The organism is Nitrosomonas marina, from assembly GCF_900110145.1.
Lineage (GTDB): Bacteria > Pseudomonadota > Gammaproteobacteria > Burkholderiales > Nitrosomonadaceae > Nitrosomonas > Nitrosomonas marina.
This window is the reverse complement of the sequence record NZ_FOCP01000001.1, coordinates 264434-286485: the sequence shown is the minus strand read 5'-3', so window position 1 is coordinate 286485 and position 22052 is coordinate 264434. Positions and strand designations below refer to the sequence as shown.

The following is a 22052-nucleotide window of genomic DNA, read 5'->3' as shown; positions in this document are numbered from 1 at the left end:
TAATGAATAACTATGTACAACGTTTTTTACTGGAAGATCTGGATATTCGCGGTGCTGTCGTGCATCTTGACAGTGTCTGGCGACAGATGGTGCAAGACCGGAAATATCCAGAACCTGTGATGCAATTGCTTGGTGAAATGAGTGCTGTTACGCTGTTGTTGAGCGATCAACTCAAACAACCTGGGCGATTGACCGTTCAGCTACAGGGCAACGGCCCCGTTTCAATGTTGGTAATTGACTGTGACAAAAACCTGTATTTGAGAGGTATGGCAAAATATGCCCAGAAAATTTCTGTACAGCCAGTTCCGGAGTTGCTGGGGCACGGCCGGCTGGTATTGACGCTGGACAAGGATTCAATGCGAGAAGCCTATCAGAGTATCGTGCCGCTGGATGGTGATACCATTGGCGAGATTTTCGAACATTATTTCAGACAGTCCGAGCAGTTGTCATCGCGTTTGTTTTTGGCGACGTCTAATGCTTCCGTTCTGGGTATTCTACTGCAGAAAATGCCGTTGACCGACGAACGAGATCCCGATGGCTGGACGCGTATAGAAACGCTAGCAGCAACAGCCAATGATGGTACGCTGTTTGCACATACCGCTGAGGAAATACTCAGACGCCTGTTTTTTGAAGAAAGCGTACGTATCTTCGAAGCACAGTCGATCAGCTATGGTTGTCAGGAGAATACTGCAAAAATCTGTGAAATGCTGCAATCGTTGGGGCGTGAAGAGGTGAATGCTATTTTGCGCGAACGCGGCGAGGTTATTGTCCATGACGACATCTGTAATCGTGAGTACCGTTTCGATGCGCTGGCTATCGATGCCATTTTTCGCGATGCAGGGCCGACGGTTCACTGATTTTCCTGCTAACTGAATCAGTGCATCGATTACAGGCGATATGTGGAATCCAGTCGAAACGGCATGAAAAAACGCAAAGTAGTTGTTAATGATTTGATGCAGCAGCAGTTTACGTACTTTCTGACTGAGCCGCTCGGAGAGCGTTTTCATCCAGAATTCAAACCTGAACTGACACCCAGGCAAATGCTGCAAATGGGAGTGTTCGGCGGCAAGTACATGACAGATTGTGTTGATGAATTTCCAGTCGACTGGTTTGTCAATGCTCGGCTGTGCCATGAACAACATGCGCCGGAACTGAATTTTTTTGGTGTCAATGCCTCTCAATCACTGGCAGTCTGGCGTGAGAAAGGCTGGATTCACGCGGATGATCCGAGGGGCTGGTTCCAATGGTATTGTCGCTATTATATTGGACGCAGATGTTCAGACGATGTCCGCCAGATCAAACGGTGGAAAGCAATGAAGCGGCATGTTGCGCAAATCAGGAAAAATTGTCTGAAAGGTGACCTGCAATGTCGCCGCAAACAGAGGCAGGCACTGTTGAACTGGGCATACGACAGTCGAAAGATATAGTTGCTGGGCGTTTCCACACGTTGTTGAAAAATCGTTGGTCGCTTTTTTTGTATGCTGAGTTTGGCAGAGAGCTTTCAACGTGGCAGGAAAAATCAGTTAGAATACGATTTTCAACAGGTCTTTTTTCGGGAGTTTCTGGATGTCAATGGCTGATCGTGACGGCGTTATCTGGTACGATGGCGAAATGGTTCCCTGGCGGGACGCCAATACGCATGTGCTGACACATACGCTTCACTATGGAATGGGTGTATTTGAGGGGTTGCGCGCTTATGAGACGGCGCAGGGGGCGGCTATATTTCGGTTAAGAGAACATACCGATCGGCTTTTTAACTCAGCGCATATTTTTATGATGAAAATGCCGTACGACAAGGCGACAGTCATGCAGGCGCAATGTGATGTTGTCAAACAGAATAATCTAACATCAGGTTATATTCGTCCGATCGTGTTTTACGGTTCCGAAGCAATGGGGCTTTCTGCGAGAACATTATCGGTCCATGTTGCTGTTGCGGCATGGTCATGGGGCACTTATCTGGGTGCTGACAGCCTGGAAACAGGGATACGTGTGAAAACGTCTTCATTTACCCGTCATCATGTCAACATCAACATGTGTCGTGCAAAATCGGTAACAACCTACGCCAACTCTATACTCGCTCATCAGGAAGTCGCGTTATGCGGTTATAATGAAGCACTGTTGCTTGATTCGGAAGGCTACGTTGCTGAAGGGTCTGGCGAAAATATTTTTATCGTTAAGCATGGCACGCTCTATACACCTGATTTGACATCCTGTCTCGAGGGAATTACACGCGCCTCTGTCATCGAGCTGGCGCTGGAACTGGGTATTCCTGTTACGGAAAAACGCATTACACGCGATGAAGTCTATTGCGCCGATGAGGCATTTTTTACCGGTACAGCTGCAGAAATCACGCCTATTTGTGAATTGGATAACCGTATTATCGGTGGCGGCAAACGCGGTCCGCTAACAACGCAGCTGCAAAGCCTGTTTTTCGATTGTGTCAAGGGTAAAAACACCAATCACAGTGATTGGCTTACATTAGTTGATTAAGCTTAATGGGAATGTATTAATTATGAATCAGCAAACAGACAATAAAAATAGAGAAATTGAAATTACGGTCGATGAGTTGCCGCTGCATTGTCCGACTCCCGAGATGCAACTATGGAATACGCATCCACGGGTTTATCTGCCAATAGAAAAAACAGGCGAAGCTTTGTGCCCTTATTGCGGTACGCACTATACGCTCAAAGGCGGTGCGCTTGCAGGACACCATTGACATGCTTTTATTTTTTTAATGAATAACTGGCGCTGGGTATTATGAACGAGGCAAAGCAATCTGTTCCACATGAGATATTCAAGGCCTACGATATCCGGGGTATTGTTGATCAAAACCTGACCGCTGCCCATGTTGAAGCCATAGGACACGCAATCGGTTCCGAAGCGCGTGCTCGTCACGTTGCTTCAGTTGCTGTAGGACGGGATGGCCGGTTGTCAGGGCCTTCACTTGCTGAAGTACTGATAAAAGGTATTCTTAAAAGCGGTGTTGATGTGTTGGATGTGGGCATGGTGGCAACGCCAATGCTATATTTCGCAGCATTTGAACATTGTAACTTTTCCGGCGTCATGGTGACCGGTAGTCATAATCCACCGGAGTACAACGGTTTCAAAATCGTTCTGGGAGGCGAAACATTGGCGGCAGATTCCATACAGGCGCTACGTTTACGCATTGACAACCAGGATCTTGCGCATGGCAATGGCAATTATGCCAAACGTGATGTCGGGGAAGACTACATTCAGAGAATAGTCGGTGATGTTAAGCTTGATCGCCCGATGAAAATTGTTGTTGATTGTGGTAATGGCGTTACAGGAGCATTTGCGCCAGCACTTTACCGAAAACTGGGCTGCGATGTGATTGAATTGTTTTGTGATGTCGATGGGGCGTTTCCCAATCATCACCCCGATCCATCGATGCCTGACAATCTGCGCGATGTAATCCATGCGCTCGCAACCACCGACGCTGAAATCGGGATTGCTTTTGACGGCGATGGTGACCGCCTGGGGGTCGTGACCAAAAAAGGCAATATTATTTATCCGGATCGTCAGCTCATGCTGTTTGCTGCTGATGTGTTGTCCAGAAATCCGGGTGGTCAGATAATTTTTGATGTCAAATGTACGCGCAATCTAGCGCCATGGATCGAAAAGCATGGCGGCGTACCCATAATGTGGAAGACAGGTCACTCCTTTATCAAGGCCAAGTTAAGGGAAACTAACGCATTGCTGGCGGGTGAAATGAGCGGGCATTTTTTTATCAAAGAGCGCTGGTACGGCTTTGATGATGGCTTATATGCCGGTGCACGGCTGCTGGAGCTACTTAGTCACACTGGCGATATCGATGGTGTTTTAAACAGCCTTCCCGATTCAGTCAATACACCGGAGTTGCAGATCAGGGTCCAGGAAGGAGAAAATCAGGCCATGATTGCGGCGCTTCAGCAAGATGCGCGCTTCAGCGGCGCAAGGCAGGTTATAACTATTGACGGATTGCGGGTTGAATATGAAGATGGATTCGGACTGGCGCGCGCATCGAATACAACACCTGTTATTGTGCTGCGCTTTGAAGCAGAGAATACAACGGCGCTTGAACGCATTCAACAGGATTTTCGTGACAACATCCATCGGATTATGCCGGATGTTTCGCTGCCTTTTTAGCTGGTTCAGGTGAGTTTGTTCTTACATGAAAATTGCCATAGCTCAACTCAACCTTGTTGTCGGTGATATTGTCGGTAATGCCGCAAAAATTGTTACTGCAGCAGAGAATGCAAAAAATGCCGGCGCCGATTTGATTGTAACGCCGGAACTGGCATTGTCCGGTTATCCACCAGTTGATTTGTTGTTGCGAGAGGCTTTTTATGAGCATTGTGCCAACGCATTGACCGATCTGATTCAGAAAATTTCAGGGATCATAGCGGTTGTCGGTCATCCGGATTTCAGAAATGGCAAGCTTTACAATGCGGCATCAGTCATACAGGATGGTGAAGTTATAGCATTCCATCATAAGCGTGTTCTGAACCGGGCTCCATTCTTCAACGAGTATTATTATTTCGACAAAGGTTCGGAACCTTGCCGGTTTGAAGTGGCCGGAGAGACATTTGGCATTCTGATCTGCGCAGATTTTTGGCAGGCTCATACCCAAGAGGGTAACGTATTGTTTGATGCGGATGTCGATCATTTGCTGGTGCTGAGTGCATCAGCGTATCATATTGATAAGCAGGTTTCCCGCTACCAGCTTACCCAACAATTTATTAACGAAACAGGTATCACCGTAGTTCATGCAAACTTAGTGGGCGGTCAGGATGAACTGGTGTTTGATGGCGCGTCTTTTGTAATGAACAGGCAAGGCATATTGACGCACCAGTTCGCGGAATTCAATGAGGAATTGGGTTTTGTTGAAATCGAAAACCGTGAGCCGGTGAATGGTAATATCGAGCCCCAGCTGTCGACGGTAGCCAGCATATATCAGGCTTTATGCGTGGGGGTGCGAGACTATATTGACAAGAACAATTTTCCCGGTGTGCTCATTGGTTTGTCTGGTGGTATAGATTCAGCATTGACGCTGGCGATTGCAGTGGATGCGCTTGGCGCTGAACGGGTACAGACAGTCATGCTGCCTACCCAGTATACATCGAGCTTCAGCCTCGAGGATGCGGCAACGATGACTAAAACATTGGGTGTCAAACATAGTCAGAGTTTGATTAAGCCGTTGCTCGATCATTTTTTACTAACACTGAAAAATGATTTTCAGGTTTCACCGGGCAATAATTACGTCAGCACAGTCCCTGAAAATCTGCAGGCACGTATACGCGGCACATTGCTGATGGCATTGTCAAATCAAACCGGCTATATCGTTCTGACAACGGGTAATAAATCTGAAATTGCAGTCGGTTACTGTACTTTATATGGTGATATGGCTGGTGGTTTTTCAGTTTTAAAAGATATCAGCAAAACCATGGTTTATCAGCTGTGCAAACATCGTAATCAAATTGCCGAAATCATACCGCAGCGTATTATAAAACGTGAGCCGACGGCAGAACTGCGCCATAACCAGACTGATCAGGACAGTCTGCCCCCGTACGAAATACTGGATGCGGTTATGGAAGCGTATATTGAAAACAATTTGTCGTCAGCTGAAATTATTGAAAAAGGCTTTAGCGAAACGGATGTTCATCGCGTCATTCATCTGATCAAGATCAATGAGTACAAACGCCGTCAGTCGCCCCCTGGTATTCGTATCACCCAATGTGATTTTGGTACGACTTGGCGGTATCCGATTACAAATGGGTTTGAGGAATGATCCTGTTTTCAGCATTGGTTTCTGATACTAATGTGCCTGCTATAAATCTGGCTGGCCTCGACTCACTCCATTCCACCTTATAGGGTGAGCCACTCATTAATTTCGCTTAAATCGTAAACCAGTACATTGGACAGCGATTGTCTTAACCAGGAAAAGTAATGATGACATCTTGTTTTGTTTAGACTGTTTTATTTCAATTGAAATAGGATCGGTCATGTCCAGTCGAAGTTTCGCTCATATTAGGAGGAATGCTTTTGCTGAGAGGCAGGATTTTGTGAGCCTGGTGAAATTTCCGCTATTTTCTGGGGTGTTCTGTGGCTTGTTTTCAAATTGATTGAACGATAATCGAAGCCATTTACAATCGATGGTTTTATGATATCGAAAAAAGGTGAGATGTCGAAATCTCGAGGCGTATACAGGCTGTGATGTCGAATATGATATATTTCGGCATAGCTGTCAGCGGACTCTGGATCCTCCATCCATTCGCGTTTGATGTCTGGCAGTATGGGGTACGACACGGAATAAAACGCCTGTGCGATGAGTGTCGAACAGATCGCCCGAGTCGGATCACCGCTGCCAAGAGCCAACAATCGTCGCCTCAACCTGGTCGGAACCGGTGCGAACGGAAACAGGTAACGAGCGAGATCAAAAATATTTTTTAAATCGTAATGATGGCCGATGCGTCCAACGACAAAATCGACTACGCGTTTGCGATCTTCTTCCAGTAAAGCGACTGGGCGGCAAATACGTGTATTTAGATGTGCGTAATGCGCCAGCGTAATGGCATGTACACCGTATTTCAGATCTGCCTCGACCAGGACCAGTGGCATCTGCCAGGACTCACGTGCGGGCAGCGCATCCTCGCCGACATACATTGCAGCATGAGACCAAGTGGATTGTGTTAAGTATTTAATTGGTACGCTCAGACGTGTATTACCGTCGACAAGCAACACATCACCCGGTTGCAGTGTCGCCCGCAACATTTCCTGGTTGATCGGTGCGATGTGCGTTGTTTTTTTGAGTGGCTTCGTCAGGTAATTTGCAAGCAGATTGCCAACTGTACTCTTCACCCAGCCCATTATTAACAAATTTCCTGGTTTGTTCTAGATATGCGTAAATTTATGTATTGTCCTATTTGCATAGACGAAAACATCAGCGCGTGGACACAACTATCAGGACTAAAAACATAGCAGTTAGTTTCTTTTATCTTGAATGCTGTTTGTTCTCTTTGATAGCGATCAATCGAGGTTAAGGTTTTAACCATTTTGTTAAATCAGCAAGGCAAATTATCCTGTTATTGTTGCGAGAGTCTTGTAATAGGTACATGGTTTAATCAGAGCCCGCACCACAGTAACAGTGCGATTTTTTTTGTGCAGCGCAGGGTAATTTCTCAGTTATGGATCACGAAAACACAGTTTACCATAGGACAGGTAAATAATATTTGCCTGCAGGCAGTTGACGCAATATGAACATATATCCTCAATTTGTCAGTGTTGATTTTTCGACTAAGAAATGGGGCGTGTATGCGACAAGCGCAGGTTTTGCTACCGTTAGTTACATATAAGGGTATCGCTCTGTTACATAATTTTGCGATCAGTTAGGTTTTTCTAACAAAGGATCAGGGCTGCGATTCATAAAATTTTAAATTTTAGCGGATTTTTATTATGGTATTCGCCCATGAACTGAAACAGTTTATCTGATCTTTTATAGCCCCCATGATATTGAATAATTTTTTTACAATTTGCTACGAATATTGTCCTGGCATTATTGGATATGTAGTATTTGTTTTCCGGGCCATAAAGCCCTAACTAACGCCATATCCCATTCAGTTGCGCTGTAAATTCTTTTAAGAACGTTATCGCGGGCGGAGTGAAACACAAATAATCGGGCTCACGACTGAGCGGACTCAAAAAATTCTTCACCTGGCTCAAGGTTTTCATTATCAACCGCGGCCGCAGTGCAGTAATAATTTCTGATCACGCGCTGGCCAGAGCATTCTTTTAATGCTTTTAAACCTACTCTTCCCCCCAGGCTGTGTGTCATCATGTCCAGACTGTTGACTGTTCCTGCCAGTGCTTCGGTTGGAAAACGAAAAACACGCGCAATGGAGTAGTTGGATCTTGTTTTTACCTGCCACCATTCCAGCAACTGATCGCCCGGTCAGGAATAACCAATCACTTAATCATAGATACCGGGGATTATTTTGTTAATCCGGTTTTCTATAATTTGATATGCATCGTAAACTTCAAACTGCTCATTATTATATCCGTGTATCAACATCAATACATTTTTGCTCTTTAATTCTTTTAGTAAATCAGGAAGCAGAATATTGTCACGCAGCATTTTGTCTTAGTTAAGGTCTATTTCCCGGATTATGTGGCCTTTAGTGGAAATTCTGTCCGGATCAACAAAATTTTCTCGTGAGCTTATGATAATCATTTTCAATACTCCCTGTTCATCCTTGCCTTAAATAGGATTTCTAGTCCTTGCGCTGTTTGATAAACTTTTCCCGTTTTCCTGCTTTCAAAAAGACTTTGTCAAATGTTACCAGGTGCAGCTTGATGAATATCGACCCCAATGCAGGAAGTAGTGCGTGTGCAAGAAACCGCCAGATAAAGGTGGCCGGCTGCCGTATCGATTTGTGCAGGGAATACAGCACTTTCAATCGAGCAAACAGAAACGATAAAATCATGAAGAGAGCGGCCACAGCAATATAAATGAATAAGTCATACCTTGTTTCTATGTTCAGTGGCTGATCCAGGTAGGCTTGTATCTGGTCGCCGAACGACCACCAGATAGCGCCACCGATGATAGCTGCAAGCAACAGGAACAAAATAATACTTATCACCGGTTTCAAAAAGAACACCTTCAGGAATTGCTTGCTTGAAGTTTTTAGATGCTTGATTAGATTAGGATTATTGTTACTGGTTATTAGCTCAAACAGATACGAGAAACGCCAATGACCCTGACACTTTGTCTGCTGTTCCTCAAACTGATGCTTGCTCATTAAATACCCGTCAGCCATCAGTGTGTCCGCTTCAATGTCTGAAAATGAATCCAGGTCGGTGCGGATATGAGAAATTGCATCCTGAATCTCCGGATGAACGCCGAAACAGAGAGTCTGGCTCGGTTCAGATGTTATCGGATTGGGTTCGTTGATGTATGCAAAAGTTTTTTTAGTCAGGCCCTGACGCAAATGCATAAAGGTTACATTAATGTCATTATCATCAAGAATACTTTTTAGTTCCTCTTCCCGTACCCTGTCCATCAGGATCTTATTGCTCCGCATTAATACCTGATGTATCTGGGTAGATGGTGCTGTTTCATCACTCATGTGACCAGATGCATCGCTGACTATCATTTCGTCACATTGCCTGTCGATAAGCGCTTGGATACCCTGATTATCGTGTACTCCGCCATCAACAAGCTGGATGCGACAATCCTCCTGATACAGTTCACTAACAGACAAAGGATGAAACAAGGCCGGCACGCAAGCAGAGGCAGCGACTGCATGTCCCAGCTTGGTTTCTCTGGGTCTTTCAGGCATGTCTTCGTACGTTTTTGGCCTGTTGAATCGGCAGTTTTTGTCAATTTTTGATAATGATTTCGATACTGCTGCATCGGGTTCGCCCATCCGAGATGCTTCAAAGCGCCAGTTATGTCCGCTATTTAATGAAGTGGCATTGATCAGAATTATGGGTAGTTTGCATGCGTCGTTTTCAATAAGTGTGTTTAAAATGGGCAGCTGGGAAGCGAAATGCTGGTGGGAAGTTTTATTGAATTCATCGGGATGCGCTGGCCTGCCGCCGGGATTAATCTTCAGGTCGCGCATTTTTATCATTTCACTGCTGACAGGGTTGAGTACCGGGCGGTAAAAAAATTTGTCATAAAGTTCAGCTAAGCGATCGCTCCTCGAATAGCTGGCAAGAGACATTTTGAGATTTTTGAGCGGATTCAGGAATGTCCGCATACGGATATTTTTTTGTACGCCTTCAAGAAATTCGATTTCCAGCTCCTGAACCAGCTGAACCAGCTGTTCGTTTGAAGGTGATATGTTCGTTTCAAATAATTTTTTCAGTTTGATGTAGTACATGGCGCCTACAATCGAACCGCCTGAAACCGTAGAAATGACTTCAACTTGCCTGAGTTTGCCGATTTCTGCCATGCGGGCCAGGACACCAATATGAAAAAAAGCGGCACGGAATCCGCCACCAGAGAGAGCTAAACCAAGTTTCATGATATCCTCCCGTTGTTTCTGGAAATAATGCTTTAATTTGTCCGCGTAAGCAGAAAAACAGCAGCAGCTATTCTCTGATCAAATATGCTGGTGCCGGATTATTGCTGATCATCCAGTGCATCGGATTACTCTTCTTTTGTAACGTATGCCAACTTCCTGGTTGCTAAATAGTTTGTTAAAAAACGAATTGCTCAAAAAGAAATTAATAAAAATCTGTATATATCACCTTGATAAAACGCTGTTAATAGTGTTTATGTGCCTGAAAGCTGTTTGTATTGCTCAGAATTAATCAAATACTTCATCTCCGGTAGGTTCCAGATGGGTCGTTTCATTCATTTCCTGGCGAAACCGGGACAATTCATAATACATTCTGAATCGTGCACGATTTAGATTGCCTAAAGGCCGATGTTCGGGCAAACAATGCCATGGGTTCATTTTCAGACGCTTGGCAAATTCAAACTGCGCTTCAGAATCAAATTTCTGTTTTGGAATATGTACTGTTGCAGCAGGAATAAAAGGTGATAATTTTTCCGGCCAGCGAATCGACCCATCTTCGATCGGCATTAAATGCGGATCAGTCTGCAGCTGAATCATCAAATCAAATTCGACATCCTTTTCAGCTAGTGTTTTTACCATGTTATCCCGCAGATAATTGAATGGAACTTCACCGAAGGGAAGGCCCGGAATGTGTCGTTCAACGTCTTTTGTTTTGGGGATGAATGTGTACATCATGGCCTGTCCTTCACCCAGCAAATACGGCGTGCAACTCCAGTACCGCTGTCCCAGTGGGTTGTATTGAGTTTCATTCCACAGGCTTTGCATGAAAAAATCGAGAAAATGGGAGTCCATCGGATTGAGAAAATAATACAATGTCATGTCCCTGAGGCTCCAGTACTGCAGTTTGACATTTTCCCTTGTGTTGGGTGTGACAAATGTGGCACCGCCGCTGGTGGTGATTAGGTCCTGTGTGAATTTTTCTTCATCCATAAGCTTTTCGCCAGGGACCCCCATAAGTTTTACCGCCATGCTCATAAAACCGACATCGTTTATGTCTGCAGGTACGTTCGGCCCGGGCCCGGAATAACGCACATACGCAGGGTAACTGCACGGTTCTGCAAAAATTCCTTTGCGGCAATGTTCAGGCAGGTCATCACGTATGGTGACTGTCGCGCGAACAATTCCATGCGTTTTAGTATTGCCACCGCGTTCATACCCGCCAGGTTTAAAACGCCCGCGCATTTGATCGGACATGAGATCGATAATCTGATTCAGACTCTCTTCCTCGTCAGGGTCGGTTCTTTCTTCAGCAATTTTTAAACCCAGATTTTTGCGACGCCGGTTCTTTAAGTACTGGATAAACCGGGCTGACGGTTCACGGAAAAGAAAATCCCATTGTTGACGAAACCAGGGCTCAAGCCGACGCTCTATACGTAACAAAATAATCAGAAAATTATGAATGGCCATAAGTATACGGCTTACGATAGGGTTTCTGTCCATCATGATGCGCTATCTCTCCCGTTAGCGGGTGTGGCGGCAATGTATTTCAAAGCGCGTAGCCCCGGCATAAAAAAATAACCACCGCCGCGTACCGTTACAAATTGCGGCAAATGACAAACTGTTCTCATCGTTCCTGCTGCATCGGGACGATTGAAATGATCAGTGGATTGACCGTCAATTAGTGGCTTACGGTGCCCTACCAATGGCCCTCTTTCATTCTGAACGCCGCCAAACTTACTATTGACCATCCAGGCATTCTGAACAAACTCAAATTGCCTGGATATGTTGGCGACCAGACAAATAAACTGTATGCCGCGATCGCCGGCAGGTGCATCAGGCTTTACAGCGTCCTTCGGCGATAATACAGGACCATAACTGCGTCCCCGGCGTAACAAACGGTGAAAGCGGGAGGATGCGATCAAGTCCTCTTCCGGCGCCTGCGCAAAACCGAGTATCTTGAGCAGGCGACTGAATAACCCGGTTACACCTGGCGGAAAATCGCCTGTACGCGGATTTGCCCTGCGGATATGTGCGCCAATCGGACAATGATTTCCTTTCGGATCGAGATCGAAGGTAAAATTATTGCCATGATCTTCAGCTGCGACGCCGGGGATGTGTTGTTCGATCAATGGTGTCCCGTTGCGCTTTCTGCCCACCATGGCGGCAGCAATTTGTTCGCGCCGGTCAGCATCGGATGCCGCTTCTTTGTCAAGAAATTGCCAGAAGCCCGGGACATCCTGGCTTAGCTGCCGTATTACCAGATAAGTCCCATTGCGGCCAAGGTCTTTAAGTCGCGGTTCGTCTTCGGCGTCAGGCAGTTCCGCTGCAAGTCTGTCTTCTTGTGGATCAATAAGCGGTCGGGGCGTGTAGTATCCATATTCATTCGGATAGCCCAATACCATTTCGCCTGGCGCCAGCAAATTGGAATAGCGGTCACGCTCATGAATATCCGTGCTTTGTTTCTGCATCCAGTCAATGGTAGGCTGACTGATGCCATCCACAAATCCAAACGGTTCAATTTCATTAATAGACTGGGTCGGCAGTTGGCTCAGTAAATGAAATGCCGTTGCGAAATGTTCTCCTTCGACCGTTGTCCGCCAGTGATCCAGTTCGCCCTGTCTGGCATAAAGCAGTAATAAAACATGCGGAACAGCAGTTTCACTGCCTCCCCATTCCCACTTGGACGGTGTGTTGTCGCCTACATCCCCGAGTCGACGTGAGCGGCTTTCATCACCTGTCATGCCGACAATAAACTCGTCCGAGAATCCCTCTATTACGGATTCCTTGAGTTTCAGCATACGGAGTCCTTCGACGGAAAAGGCAATTTGCAAAGCGTTATCCGGTAAAGCGTCAGTGGTACTGGCATTAGTGATCGGTGCAGCACTTAACCACTGTTTGGCAGCATTTACGTCTGCAATATTCAGCAGCATAAAACAAGTATCGGTTAACTTTCCATGGCCGAAGCGCAGCAGTCCCTGTAAGTCATCAAATTCAAAGTTGCTTGTTTTATTCATTTCACGCTCCTGCTCAAATCAAGCTCAACCATTCGCGGAGTTCAGCATCATTCCATTGCCGGTTTTCTACTCCTTGCCGTATTCGACTATTACGCGCCAGATCTACGGCAGTTAACCCCGAATAAGCCTTATACCAGACTTCGGTAGGTAATTGATGTCGCCGTTGTGTGTATTTGAACGGATGTTCCCGTTGCGCACCGTCTTTTATTAACCATGTGGTTGTCGGATAACCGACACCATTGCTGAACAATAGATTCAGGCCCCAGCCGACTTTGTTAATAAAATCGTCCATGTAGCTCTCATGGCTGCCGTCATAATTACTGGCGAAAAAGACACGATGGTTGTTATCCACAAATACCCAGCGTGCAAAATGAATGGTTTTAATGCGCGTGAGATAACCACGGTTATAAATATGCTTCGCGATGTAGTCTGTCAGGAAAACGATGAATTTGAAGGTTAGCAAACGGAAAAGGCCAGGCTTCACATCGCCGAAAACACTGTATTGATTGCTTACATCCCAATCCTCCTGAACTGTCAGGGTCTTGATGTGTTCGCGACTGGTTCTTATAAAAAGCTCTGGATCCGAACGCTCCAGCATTCGTAACCGTATCGCAAAAAAAGGCGCAATAATCAGGAAAATTGGTGATACGAGCAGCAGTATCAGTGGAACGCCAAACTTATGCGCTAAATTTTTAGTTTTCCACCCGGCAGGTGTTGGTTCTGGGGGTGTGAGGGTCAACCTGCCCTTATGCTTTTCCATTTCAACATAAGACAGCAGTTTTTGTCGTAGCTGCCGAATGTTCTCCCGTCCGACTTCATCGACGATTTGTTGTAAATAAGCTGACAAACTCTGATGTAGCGCGGCTTCTTCATGAATTTGTTTGACTGTTCGACCAATCCAGTTGACGTAGTTTGCCTGTTGGTTGACATTATGGCGTTTCATCCATTCCAACAAGTCAGAATCTTCTTCGGAAAAATCTTCACAATATGAAAATATTTGTTTCAGGCCGGATGCGGCATGTTCAGCTAGTTGAGTCAGAAATGATACCCGGTCGCCGTCTATGTCTCCAAGAAAAGCAAGGGTGGGGCGCCATGGTCTCGGGTTGACACCAAATGCAGTGATTTCGTGTGCCGTTTTTGCTTCTATAATGACAAAGCGCGCAAAATGCAGGCGGTCAAATTTGCCAAATGGTATCAGATCGTTTTCAGGATTGGCGTGGCCAGGTATTTCTTCCTGGTTTAATGATGCTAACAATGCGCGTAAATTTTTAAGCTCTCCAACGCGCACCGTCGCGGTAATCATAAAAGTGGATTGAGGTGTCATGATTTTGTCTCAAGCTGGGCGTTGTTTGAACATAATCTCTAATCGACGTTATCGCGGGTCAGGGCAAAATCAAGAACCCGCCATTTTCCCCACCATACTTTGCCTAGATAGACACCAGGCTCTATTTCACGAATTTCGTCGCGGATTGCTTTGGCAACAAATGAAGTTTTGGAATAATCTATAACAATGGTATCTTTGCCATCCAGCCAGCTTTTATCACGATACACTTTTGCAACAATGAATGACAGGCTGAATGGTGTTATTTTATTGACAAGCAGGCCAGCCTGCGCTTCGGGACAGAAAAGATCGAACACTTTGCCCTGCCATGCAAACAGACGAGCAAAAGCAGCGACGATTTTTGAAAATATAGAACCGGCTAATATGGCAGTGCCATGCGTATCGCCACTCGGAATGTCGCCCGGTTCGGCATTACGATAGATTTCATCAAGCTCCTCACGCGATTTGCCCAACCAGGTTTTTACCGTATTATTCATTTTCGTTACTCCTTAAAAGATTTGAAAATCCACTCAAAAATTATTAATTCCAAGAGAACAAAACGCCTGAACAGCTCAAAAGCTTTTATTTTTTATTTATGCGATGATTTTATGAATAACAGCATCCACCTATTTTTTAACAATAACTATGATAAGGACTTTAGCACAATCCATAAAAAAGGTACAAGAAACATTACCAGTTGCAGAATAAATTTCCTGGGGACATATTTTTAACTATGTAATTGCCATGTTAAACAATACAATACGCCAGGAATCAGATTGCGGTCTTTCCAGATGAATTTTGTAAATCAGCCGCATCAATATCAACTCATTCTCTGGTAACGGTTGTAACTGATAGTAATTGCTCGAACTGCAATCTCCATAACTCCCGGCGACGTGTTCTCGACAATAGATGTGCTTTCCTAACCATGCTTGTTGTCCGCGACTGATCTAACGGCCAAACACGTTGGATACAAAATCATTTTCATGGTCAATTGAACCAGTCCCTTCCTGGAAAAGCCAAATCTCGGGTTCTCTGTCTGGCGCCTAATACATTACACGAGGCAAACACTTTTCAGTTTTGCGCTAGAGCGGTTTCTTTCACTTTACAATCCAATTTGAAACTGATGCTCATTTTGTTGCGATAATTCTGTCAACATCCTGTTTGAATTGGGCTTGGCCAGCGAAACTTCGATATAAATGACTGAAAGTGATTTCTGCGCCATTTCAGTGTACAGGTAGTCGGATTCACACCAGCATTTCAGCATTTGCTAATAAAAATTTTTTCAGTATGATGTGAATGCGCTTTATTTTTCTATCTGTCTGTCAAATAGATTTAATGCTATGGTTACTACAGCATTTCCAGATTCAATCTCGAAACCAGCATCATCGATAAATGGTGCGATCGAACAGATAAACCATATCATTAGCTGGGCAAAACAAAATAATTCACGTATCGGATATTTTGCGGCGCTATATCGTCAGATTCTGGAGCAAACAAAAATAAGCATCGAGCAGAATATGTTTGAAAACAATTTGCGTATTACCCGGCTGACTGTCATATTTGCAAATCGTTATATTCATGCATGCTTTCAATATTTAACAGGTCAACAGCCAACCCAGTCTTGGTTGGCTGCATTTCAAGAGACCCAACACTGGCGTCCTCTTGTATTGCAGCATTTATTATTGGGGATGAATGCACATATTAATTTAGATCTGGGAATCGCCGTTGTTGATACTGTTCCAGCCAGTGAATTACCGGATATGAAGAATGATTTTGATAAAATTAATGTGGTATTGGCCAGTCAGGTAGAGGGAGTGCAGCAGAAATTAGCGGGTATCTGGCCATTGCTCCGATTCTTTAATAATTTTGTTGCAGAAGCGGACGATATCGTTATCAATTTCAGCATGGAAAAAGCGCGGGAAGCTGCCTGGTCATTTGCAGAATCGCTGGCGCCTTTATCAGAAGAACTGCGTGCACAGGAAATCTTGAAAAAAGATCAGCTTGTCGCCATGTTTTCAGAAGTGATATCCCGTCCGGGATTTGCCAAATCTTTTGTTTGTCTCATGATTCGTTTAGGTGAGCGAGGGACTACACGCCAGCATATTGAGATACTGGAATAGGTTAAATGATCACCGCATCCTGTTATGGACTGTTAAGAGTTTGACCGAGTAATAGGGTTGTCTTGTCTCTTGCTGGCTTGATCAAAAACAGGGAATCAGAGTTAGTACTGACACATTCTGTTATACATGATGAATAGCTGCAGATTTCATGCCGTGTTTACTTTATTTTTCGCTATTTCAAATCATATTGCCTGTAACGCGGATCTGCTTGAACGTGGACCAGTAGATTACAGTGGTTCAGATACCTTAAAATCCTGTCCTAGGATAAGCTGTGTAGCGGATGCCGTTCCGGATCAAGCGGTATTTCCGTATCCCAGGGCTCAAACGCATTATTGATATTCGCCAGTCCGGTCTGGCCAAGTTCAGGATAGTGGCGCAACAATACAGTTTTAAAATCAGTTGTATCAATCCACAATAGCCCTTCCTGCGTGTACACCCGTGGATTGTAGTCGTCGGTGTAGAAGCGATCCGCTTGCAGGCGTCGAGTTGCGTTGAGCATAAAAATTTGAAACATGGTTTCGCCGAATCCGAAACCGGTTGGGCGGTGACCTTCAGCTAAAGTGCCTATCATCAGATCCAGCAGCTCTACATCGTTGCCGTACAAACTGCAGATAGTACGGACATGCTCCTTGTTGTCGGTCAAGTCTTCAAATGTGTTAATTGGACTCAATCCGAGTTGACGGCGAAATTCATTATAACGGGGAACGCCACGTTCGCGGGCGCGCAGCAGATCAACAGCCCCGAGATCAAAAAGCGGATTACCCGGGATACTCATTTCCTGCATGAATTTCGGATAGTTGTTGAGTACCAGCTGTCCGGGATGCATTTTACCAAACGAATAAAACAAATCTGCCAATGCAATGCGTTGAGTGATTTTGGATGAGCCTGCTTGCCGGGTTTCGGCAATTGGTATTGTTTCGATAGGCCTCTCGTTGCTTATGGTGCGCAGCGTGAGAGATTCAGGTAATAACGAGTGCATGCGATAGACTTCAACAAATTCCTCGGTGAGTCCGTAAGGAGAATTGTGTTTATCTATGGGATTGCCAACAACGCCGCCCAATTCTGGGTTTCGGACGTTTATATCGGCGACGGTCTTGCGGTTCCGTTCGGATCGGAAAAGATTGGTTAAAATACCAAACCAGTTCGCGTTGAGTGCAATATCGAGGCAGCGATTCGGTAAAATAGCCGGCGTCCATTCCACAGAATGAATTTTTGCAATAACCGCGGCATTGATCAGGCGTGCCACATTGTATAAACGGTCGTCACTCCATTTGGGATATGCTGATTTAAGATGATCGCAAATAGCGTTATGTTCGAGTACAAACAGATTGTGTAACATTGCGAGGCCAACCCACCAGTTCCGCGTAAAACCTGTTTCTTCGATACCATTGTTATTAACCGGTAGCGTTCCGTCTTTGTTTATGCGCAGCTTGCCATTCATGCCGCTTCTAAGAAAATCGGCTGTTTTCTGGTCGCTGCCATAGATTTGCGAACCATCCCACCAATGCGTGACCTCGTTGATAAAGGTAATGGGCGTTTGTTCTTTGCCAGCCGTGTGAGTAGGATCGGGCTGTGTCTTGGGAACATACATGTATGTCTGCCGGTATTTGGTTCGCGCAGGATCGTGCTCAGAAAGTGGGATTTTGTGATATTCCCAGAATACGTTTTCACCGTGGCTGATCCAGTCATGATTTTGAAATTGAATCCAAGCGGCCGCCAGCAGATTCAAGAAAGGAATTTCCTTCATTGACTCGCTGCGTGTCAGTAAAAGCCTGCTGATCTCACGAGGATTCGGAGTCATCAATCTGTCGCCACTTTCGGGAAGGATCGCTGAGTTTGCAACATTGCGATGAAATCGTGTTCCGGCCGCGCCTTCTTTGGGATCTGCAAGATTGTTCCAGGTGCCATCGGCCGTCCGAAAGTGTGTTACACCGTCGGGCGGTTTCTGATGCTTCGGCTGGAAACCGACAAGTTTGTCGGCAGGATAGGTTGTTTTGAGATTGTTTTTATTGAGACATTCGCGCATGTAGGCAAGCGTCAAAATTCCCAGAAAAATACCCCGCCGATACCAGTTAGTCCAAATTCTGTCGCGATAGCCTGCAAGGGTGCCCCATAACAGCGTCATACCGTTCATTATGCCTGTTGCAAGAATGCCTATGCTATTGCCAAGTATATATCTTATTCGCTTGAGGATAGCTGGCGTGATACCTGGTTGTATTGGTTCAGGCAGTTTTTTTTGGGTAATGATTGCCGGAGCCAGCAGTGTGTCGCGTTCAAAAAAATGAACTGGGGGAACGGGGCGCTGGATTTCAGCAACCATATTCGCCCGTGCGCGTGCCAGCATGTCGCGCCATTCATCGCTGCCGGGTTGTGTTTTAAGTGCTGCTTCGTAGTATTTTGCGGCCATTTCGTAGGCCTCGTTGCGAAAATAAACCAGTCCAAGCAATGCGTTTCCATCGCCATTCATTTTTGTCGGACACAGGTGGTGCAGATGTTCCAACGCTGCTTTGTGCTCACCGGATTCAAGCAAACGAATAACTTCTGCTAGCAGTGCTTTATACTCGCTGTCATTGGTATTCACATCGCTTATAATAGTCATCGCAAAATAAACCCGACCGCCGACCGCATGAATTTAGTTGGCCAACAAGTTATTGTAGCTACTCTCGGCACTAAAAAACAGTAAGCCAATCTGCCTATCAACTCATATATTTGACAACAGATTTGGCCAGCCATTTTACGAATTTGTTATAGGGCGGTGCCAATAGTAGTGTAGGTGCAAAGAGATTACGTACTACAGACCGTTCGTGTGAAAAAGCACGGAAGCCATAAATGCCATGAGATTTTCCGATACCACTATGGTTTACGCCTCCGAATGGCAAATTGGCATGTAGATAGTGTATCAGGCCTGTATTGATACAGGCGTCGCCGGATGACGTCTCGTTCAGAACCTTTTGTGCGCTTTCCTTATCATTGGTGAATATATAAAGCGCAAGGGGTTTTTCGTTGGAATTAATATGATCAATGACTTCGCTGATATCATCAAATACAAGAATTGGAAGAAGAGGCCCGAAGATCTCTTCTTGCATAATTTTGCTTGTCTTGTCTATATTACTCAATACAGTAGGTGAAATAAAATTCTCGCCATCATCTGTGGCGATGCCGCCAGCGTCTAACTGAGCACCATGCGCAATAGCGTCATCAGTGAGTCCTTTTATGCGATTGAAATGATTGTTGTTGATAATGCGAGCATAATCAGGGCTGGCCTGCTGAGCATCAGGTGTTTGACCATATGCGCGATTGATCTCCTGCTTGACTGCTGCGACAAAATCATGTTGTACAGCGCAGTGCACATAAACATAATCCGGGGCAATACAGGTCTGGCCATTGTTTGTATATTTGGTAAAAGCCATGGTTTTGGCGGCCTGTTTGATATTGGCGCTCTGGTCAATGATGGTTGGACTTTTGCCACCGAGCTCCAAAGTTACTTTGCTCAAATGTTTGGCTGCTGCTGCCATGACAATTTTGCCAACAGCTGGCGAACCGGTAAAAAAAATATGATTAAAGGGAAGGTCTAATAGTTGCTGGGAGACTGTGGCATCACCTTCAAACAGGGCTATTTCGTTTTCATCAAATAAATCCTCGATCAATTCTCGCAAAAATGCCGATGTATGAGGTGTCATTTCTGACGGTTTTATCATCACGGTATTGCCAGCTGCAATAGCGGATACTAACGGACATAAAGTCAAATTGACTGGATAATTCCATGGTGAAATAATCAAATTGACGCCCATCGGTTCGTAGCGAATGTAGCTGCGTGTGCCGAAAGTAACTTTGGTGGGCATAACATGTACCGGCTTCATCCATTTTTTCAGATGCTGAATGGCGTGATTTGCTTCCAGTTTGACCGGAAAAATTTCTGTCAGGTCAACCTCGGTTTCCGGTTTTCTGAAATCATCGTAGCAAGCCTTGTATATGCGTTCCCGACGTGCCAGGACAGCGTCGCGCAGCTTTTTGATTTTGGCGATGCGGTTGTCGGCGGTGCTGGTGCGCAATATCAGCGCATTGGATTTTTGTTTACCAAAAACCCGCTTGATGTTTTCTGTTTGTGCAGAACTGGCGTTTGCCGAGGCATTGATTTGTTGATCCGTCATGTTCACAATGAATATCCTGGGGTTTAGTTTCTGACGTCATTAATCTGGTACGCTAGGTTGCAGCTTTTGTCTTAGTTTTTGAAAATCGGCAGAATTTTCCAGCAATTCCCCTCCAGCACGTATTAACTGGTTAACGGCTTCTTCAGGTAGGACGAAGCTGGTGGGTAAACTTTGTAGTTCTTTTCTGATTTCCGGATCAGGATGAGCTTCGAAATTCAAATCGATAAAAATGGGCTCGATTTCCCGGCTTAGCTGAGGGAAAGGCTGAACCGAAGGACACTCTAGAATCTTGCGGTTACATTGTGCCAGTGTGTCCTGGGTTTGACGGCGTTGATTGATTAAATCGCGCATTGATTCAATAGTTTCAAAACTGTAGTTGTCCAATGCGATAGTCGCGGTCTTAAAACCGACTTCTGAAATTTCCGGTGGTATATCGCTTTTGCTGATTTTGTCCTGGCTTTCAGTACGGGCATTTGCCACGATAAAAACCAGTTTCTTAATGCCGCTTTTTCTACCGGCGCTATTTATTCGTTGACGTATAAAACCACCGCTGCGTCGATATTCGTTTTCAATTGCGCGCATGCCAATATTGTCCGAAAGCCCACCGTCCATCAGATGAACGTAAGGCCGTTCACTTTTATTCAGATATTCATAGTGACGGATAGCCCAATGCCACAGACGTCGGTTGTATTCGTAATTTTTTAGTCCTTTCGCGATGTCTTCCGGTGTTGAGAATTCCGGGGGCGGTGTGTAATTTTTTAAACTGACGGGGCTGAGTAAGAAAGGAAATGCTGAAGAAGCCGAAACAGCACGGGCCACCGGTAGCTTACCAAGGTCTGAACCCAGGAAATCGAACTGATTTTGCGTAAATTCGAAAGATTGTCCGCTGACAAGATCGGTCGCATTGATAATAATAAACGGACGTTTTCCCCGCGCAACCAGATCATCAAACGTTTTACCATCAAAAAGCGTTTCGTTATACAGTTCAGTCGCGAGATCGATACGATTGAATTTAGGTGAAGCAAGGCGCGGCCAGTTAAGTGGATTCAATGCGCGTGCAAGCAGTTCTCCCTGAATGTCCCGGCTCAGAAAACGCACACGAAAATCCTGAAAAATGCGCTTGCCAAAAAGACCAAAATAAGCGGCTGTAAATGAACCGCCGGATATTCCAGAGATGCAATCCACCTCATCCAGTAAACTGCTTGTTTTGCCTTCCCATTGAATAGGAGTCTCATGAAGTTTTTCTAGAACGCCGTAGGCAAATGCCGCAGCACGTGTGCCCCCGCCTGAGAAAGCCAGACAGACAAATAAAGAATCGGAATTTTGTGTATCCGGCGAATCGTCTTCGATTATTGCAGGAAACCGATAGCCTTGGTCCGGCTCATAACTTTCCAAAGGCTGATTCAATATATACGTGGCACAGC

General features: G+C 45.3%; 17 protein-coding genes. 7 read left to right on the top strand and 10 right to left on the bottom strand.

Translation table 11 applies throughout. From position 1 onward, the window contains the following. The first annotated feature begins 2 nt into the window (after positions 1-2). The 6 genes from hslO (at position 3) to BMX44_RS01240 (ending at position 5788) form a co-directional block, all read left to right on the top strand. Complete coding sequence (gene hslO, locus BMX44_RS01265; RefSeq protein ID WP_090627174.1) at positions 3-857, top strand: Hsp33 family molecular chaperone HslO; 855 nt, start codon at positions 3-5, stop codon at positions 855-857. Positions 858-920: 63 nt separating this feature from the next. Next, on the top strand, positions 921-1427 hold the full coding sequence (locus tag BMX44_RS01260; RefSeq protein WP_090627172.1) for a hypothetical protein: 507 nt from the start codon (positions 921-923) through the stop codon (positions 1425-1427). A gap of 139 nt (positions 1428-1566) precedes the next feature. Next, positions 1567-2490, top strand: coding sequence for a branched-chain amino acid transaminase (locus BMX44_RS01255; protein ID WP_090627170.1), 924 nt, complete (start codon positions 1567-1569; stop codon positions 2488-2490). A gap of 22 nt (positions 2491-2512) precedes the next feature. Continuing rightward, complete coding sequence (locus BMX44_RS01250) at positions 2513-2716, top strand: zinc-finger domain-containing protein (protein WP_090627168.1); 204 nt, start codon at positions 2513-2515, stop codon at positions 2714-2716. A gap of 41 nt (positions 2717-2757) precedes the next feature. Further along, positions 2758-4146: a phosphomannomutase/phosphoglucomutase gene (locus BMX44_RS01245; RefSeq protein WP_090627167.1), complete on the top strand. Its 1389-nt coding sequence runs from the start codon at positions 2758-2760 to the stop codon at positions 4144-4146. Positions 4147-4171: 25 nt separating this feature from the next. Beyond that, complete coding sequence (locus tag BMX44_RS01240) at positions 4172-5788, top strand: NAD+ synthase (RefSeq protein WP_090627165.1); 1617 nt, start codon at positions 4172-4174, stop codon at positions 5786-5788. Between the two features lie 239 nt (positions 5789-6027). Here the strand turns inward: BMX44_RS01240 and BMX44_RS01235 are convergent, their stop codons facing one another. The 7 genes from BMX44_RS01235 to BMX44_RS01205 form a co-directional block, all read right to left on the bottom strand. Further along, positions 6028-6867 carry a YiiX/YebB-like N1pC/P60 family cysteine hydrolase gene (locus tag BMX44_RS01235; protein ID WP_090627163.1) on the bottom strand — a complete coding sequence of 280 codons (840 nt, stop codon included), beginning with the start codon at positions 6865-6867 and terminating at the stop codon, positions 6028-6030. Positions 6868-7678: 811 nt separating this feature from the next. After that, positions 7679-7936, bottom strand: a complete 258-nt coding sequence (locus BMX44_RS01230; RefSeq protein ID WP_090627162.1) for a hypothetical protein — start codon at positions 7934-7936, stop codon at positions 7679-7681. Positions 7937-8267: 331 nt separating this feature from the next. After that, the gene (locus BMX44_RS01225; RefSeq protein WP_090627160.1) at positions 8268-10025 is read right to left on the bottom strand and encodes a patatin-like phospholipase family protein; all 1758 of its coding nucleotides are present in this window, start codon (positions 10023-10025) and stop codon (positions 8268-8270) included. A gap of 285 nt (positions 10026-10310) precedes the next feature. After that, positions 10311-11525, bottom strand: coding sequence for a catalase family protein (locus BMX44_RS01220; RefSeq protein WP_245738780.1), 1215 nt, complete (start codon positions 11523-11525; stop codon positions 10311-10313). Continuing rightward, the gene (locus BMX44_RS01215) at positions 11522-13036 is read right to left on the bottom strand and encodes a Dyp-type peroxidase (protein WP_090627159.1); all 1515 of its coding nucleotides are present in this window, start codon (positions 13034-13036) and stop codon (positions 11522-11524) included. The genes BMX44_RS01220 and BMX44_RS01215 overlap by 4 nt, the downstream gene beginning before the upstream one ends. Before the next feature lie 13 nt (positions 13037-13049). Then, positions 13050-14360, bottom strand: a complete 1311-nt coding sequence (locus BMX44_RS01210) for a hypothetical protein (RefSeq protein WP_090627157.1) — start codon at positions 14358-14360, stop codon at positions 13050-13052. Positions 14361-14398: 38 nt separating this feature from the next. Beyond that, positions 14399-14854, bottom strand: a complete 456-nt coding sequence (locus tag BMX44_RS01205) for a hypothetical protein (RefSeq protein ID WP_090627156.1) — start codon at positions 14852-14854, stop codon at positions 14399-14401. 843 nt (positions 14855-15697) lie between these two features. Between BMX44_RS01205 and BMX44_RS01200 the strand changes: the two genes are divergently transcribed. Beyond that, positions 15698-16477, top strand: a complete 780-nt coding sequence (locus BMX44_RS01200; protein ID WP_245738779.1) for a DUF5995 family protein — start codon at positions 15698-15700, stop codon at positions 16475-16477. A gap of 259 nt (positions 16478-16736) precedes the next feature. Here the strand turns inward: BMX44_RS01200 and BMX44_RS01195 are convergent, their stop codons facing one another. From BMX44_RS01195 to BMX44_RS01185, 3 genes are all read right to left on the bottom strand, one after another. Further along, positions 16737-19076 (bottom strand): peroxidase family protein, encoded by a 2340-nt coding sequence (locus tag BMX44_RS01195; protein ID WP_218143896.1) that lies wholly within the window; start codon positions 19074-19076, stop codon positions 16737-16739. A gap of 97 nt (positions 19077-19173) precedes the next feature. Then, positions 19174-20628, bottom strand: coding sequence for an aldehyde dehydrogenase family protein (locus BMX44_RS01190; RefSeq protein ID WP_090627154.1), 1455 nt, complete (start codon positions 20626-20628; stop codon positions 19174-19176). 39 nt (positions 20629-20667) lie between these two features. After that, positions 20668-22035 carry a patatin-like phospholipase family protein gene (locus tag BMX44_RS01185; RefSeq protein ID WP_218143895.1) on the bottom strand — a complete coding sequence of 456 codons (1368 nt, stop codon included), beginning with the start codon at positions 22033-22035 and terminating at the stop codon, positions 20668-20670. Between the last annotated feature and the right edge of the window lie 17 nt (positions 22036-22052).

Excerpts from the sequence above, each read along its gene's own strand:
- hslO (WP_090627174.1), top strand. The coding sequence starts at position 3 with ATGAATAACTATGTACAACGTTTTTTACTGGAAGATCTGGATATTCGC.
- BMX44_RS01260 (WP_090627172.1), top strand. The coding sequence starts at position 921 with ATGAAAAAACGCAAAGTAGTTGTTAATGATTTGATGCAGCAGCAGTTT.
- BMX44_RS01255 (WP_090627170.1), top strand. The coding sequence starts at position 1,567 with ATGTCAATGGCTGATCGTGACGGCGTTATCTGGTACGATGGCGAAATG.
- BMX44_RS01250 (WP_090627168.1), top strand. The coding sequence starts at position 2,513 with ATGAATCAGCAAACAGACAATAAAAATAGAGAAATTGAAATTACGGTC.
- BMX44_RS01245 (WP_090627167.1), top strand. The coding sequence starts at position 2,758 with ATGAACGAGGCAAAGCAATCTGTTCCACATGAGATATTCAAGGCCTAC.
- BMX44_RS01240 (WP_090627165.1), top strand. The coding sequence starts at position 4,172 with ATGAAAATTGCCATAGCTCAACTCAACCTTGTTGTCGGTGATATTGTC.
- BMX44_RS01235 (WP_090627163.1), bottom strand. The coding sequence starts at position 6,867 with ATGGGCTGGGTGAAGAGTACAGTTGGCAATCTGCTTGCAAATTACCTG.
- BMX44_RS01225 (WP_090627160.1), bottom strand. The coding sequence starts at position 10,025 with ATGAAACTTGGTTTAGCTCTCTCTGGTGGCGGATTCCGTGCCGCTTTT.
- BMX44_RS01220 (WP_245738780.1), bottom strand. The coding sequence starts at position 11,525 with ATGATGGACAGAAACCCTATCGTAAGCCGTATACTTATGGCCATTCAT.
- BMX44_RS01215 (WP_090627159.1), bottom strand. The coding sequence starts at position 13,036 with ATGAATAAAACAAGCAACTTTGAATTTGATGACTTACAGGGACTGCTG.
- BMX44_RS01210 (WP_090627157.1), bottom strand. The coding sequence starts at position 14,360 with ATGACACCTCAATCCACTTTTATGATTACCGCGACGGTGCGCGTTGGA.
- BMX44_RS01205 (WP_090627156.1), bottom strand. The coding sequence starts at position 14,854 with ATGAATAATACGGTAAAAACCTGGTTGGGCAAATCGCGTGAGGAGCTT.
- BMX44_RS01200 (WP_245738779.1), top strand. The coding sequence starts at position 15,698 with ATGGTTACTACAGCATTTCCAGATTCAATCTCGAAACCAGCATCATCG.
- BMX44_RS01195 (WP_218143896.1), bottom strand. The coding sequence starts at position 19,076 with ATGACTATTATAAGCGATGTGAATACCAATGACAGCGAGTATAAAGCA.
- BMX44_RS01190 (WP_090627154.1), bottom strand. The coding sequence starts at position 20,628 with ATGACGGATCAACAAATCAATGCCTCGGCAAACGCCAGTTCTGCACAA.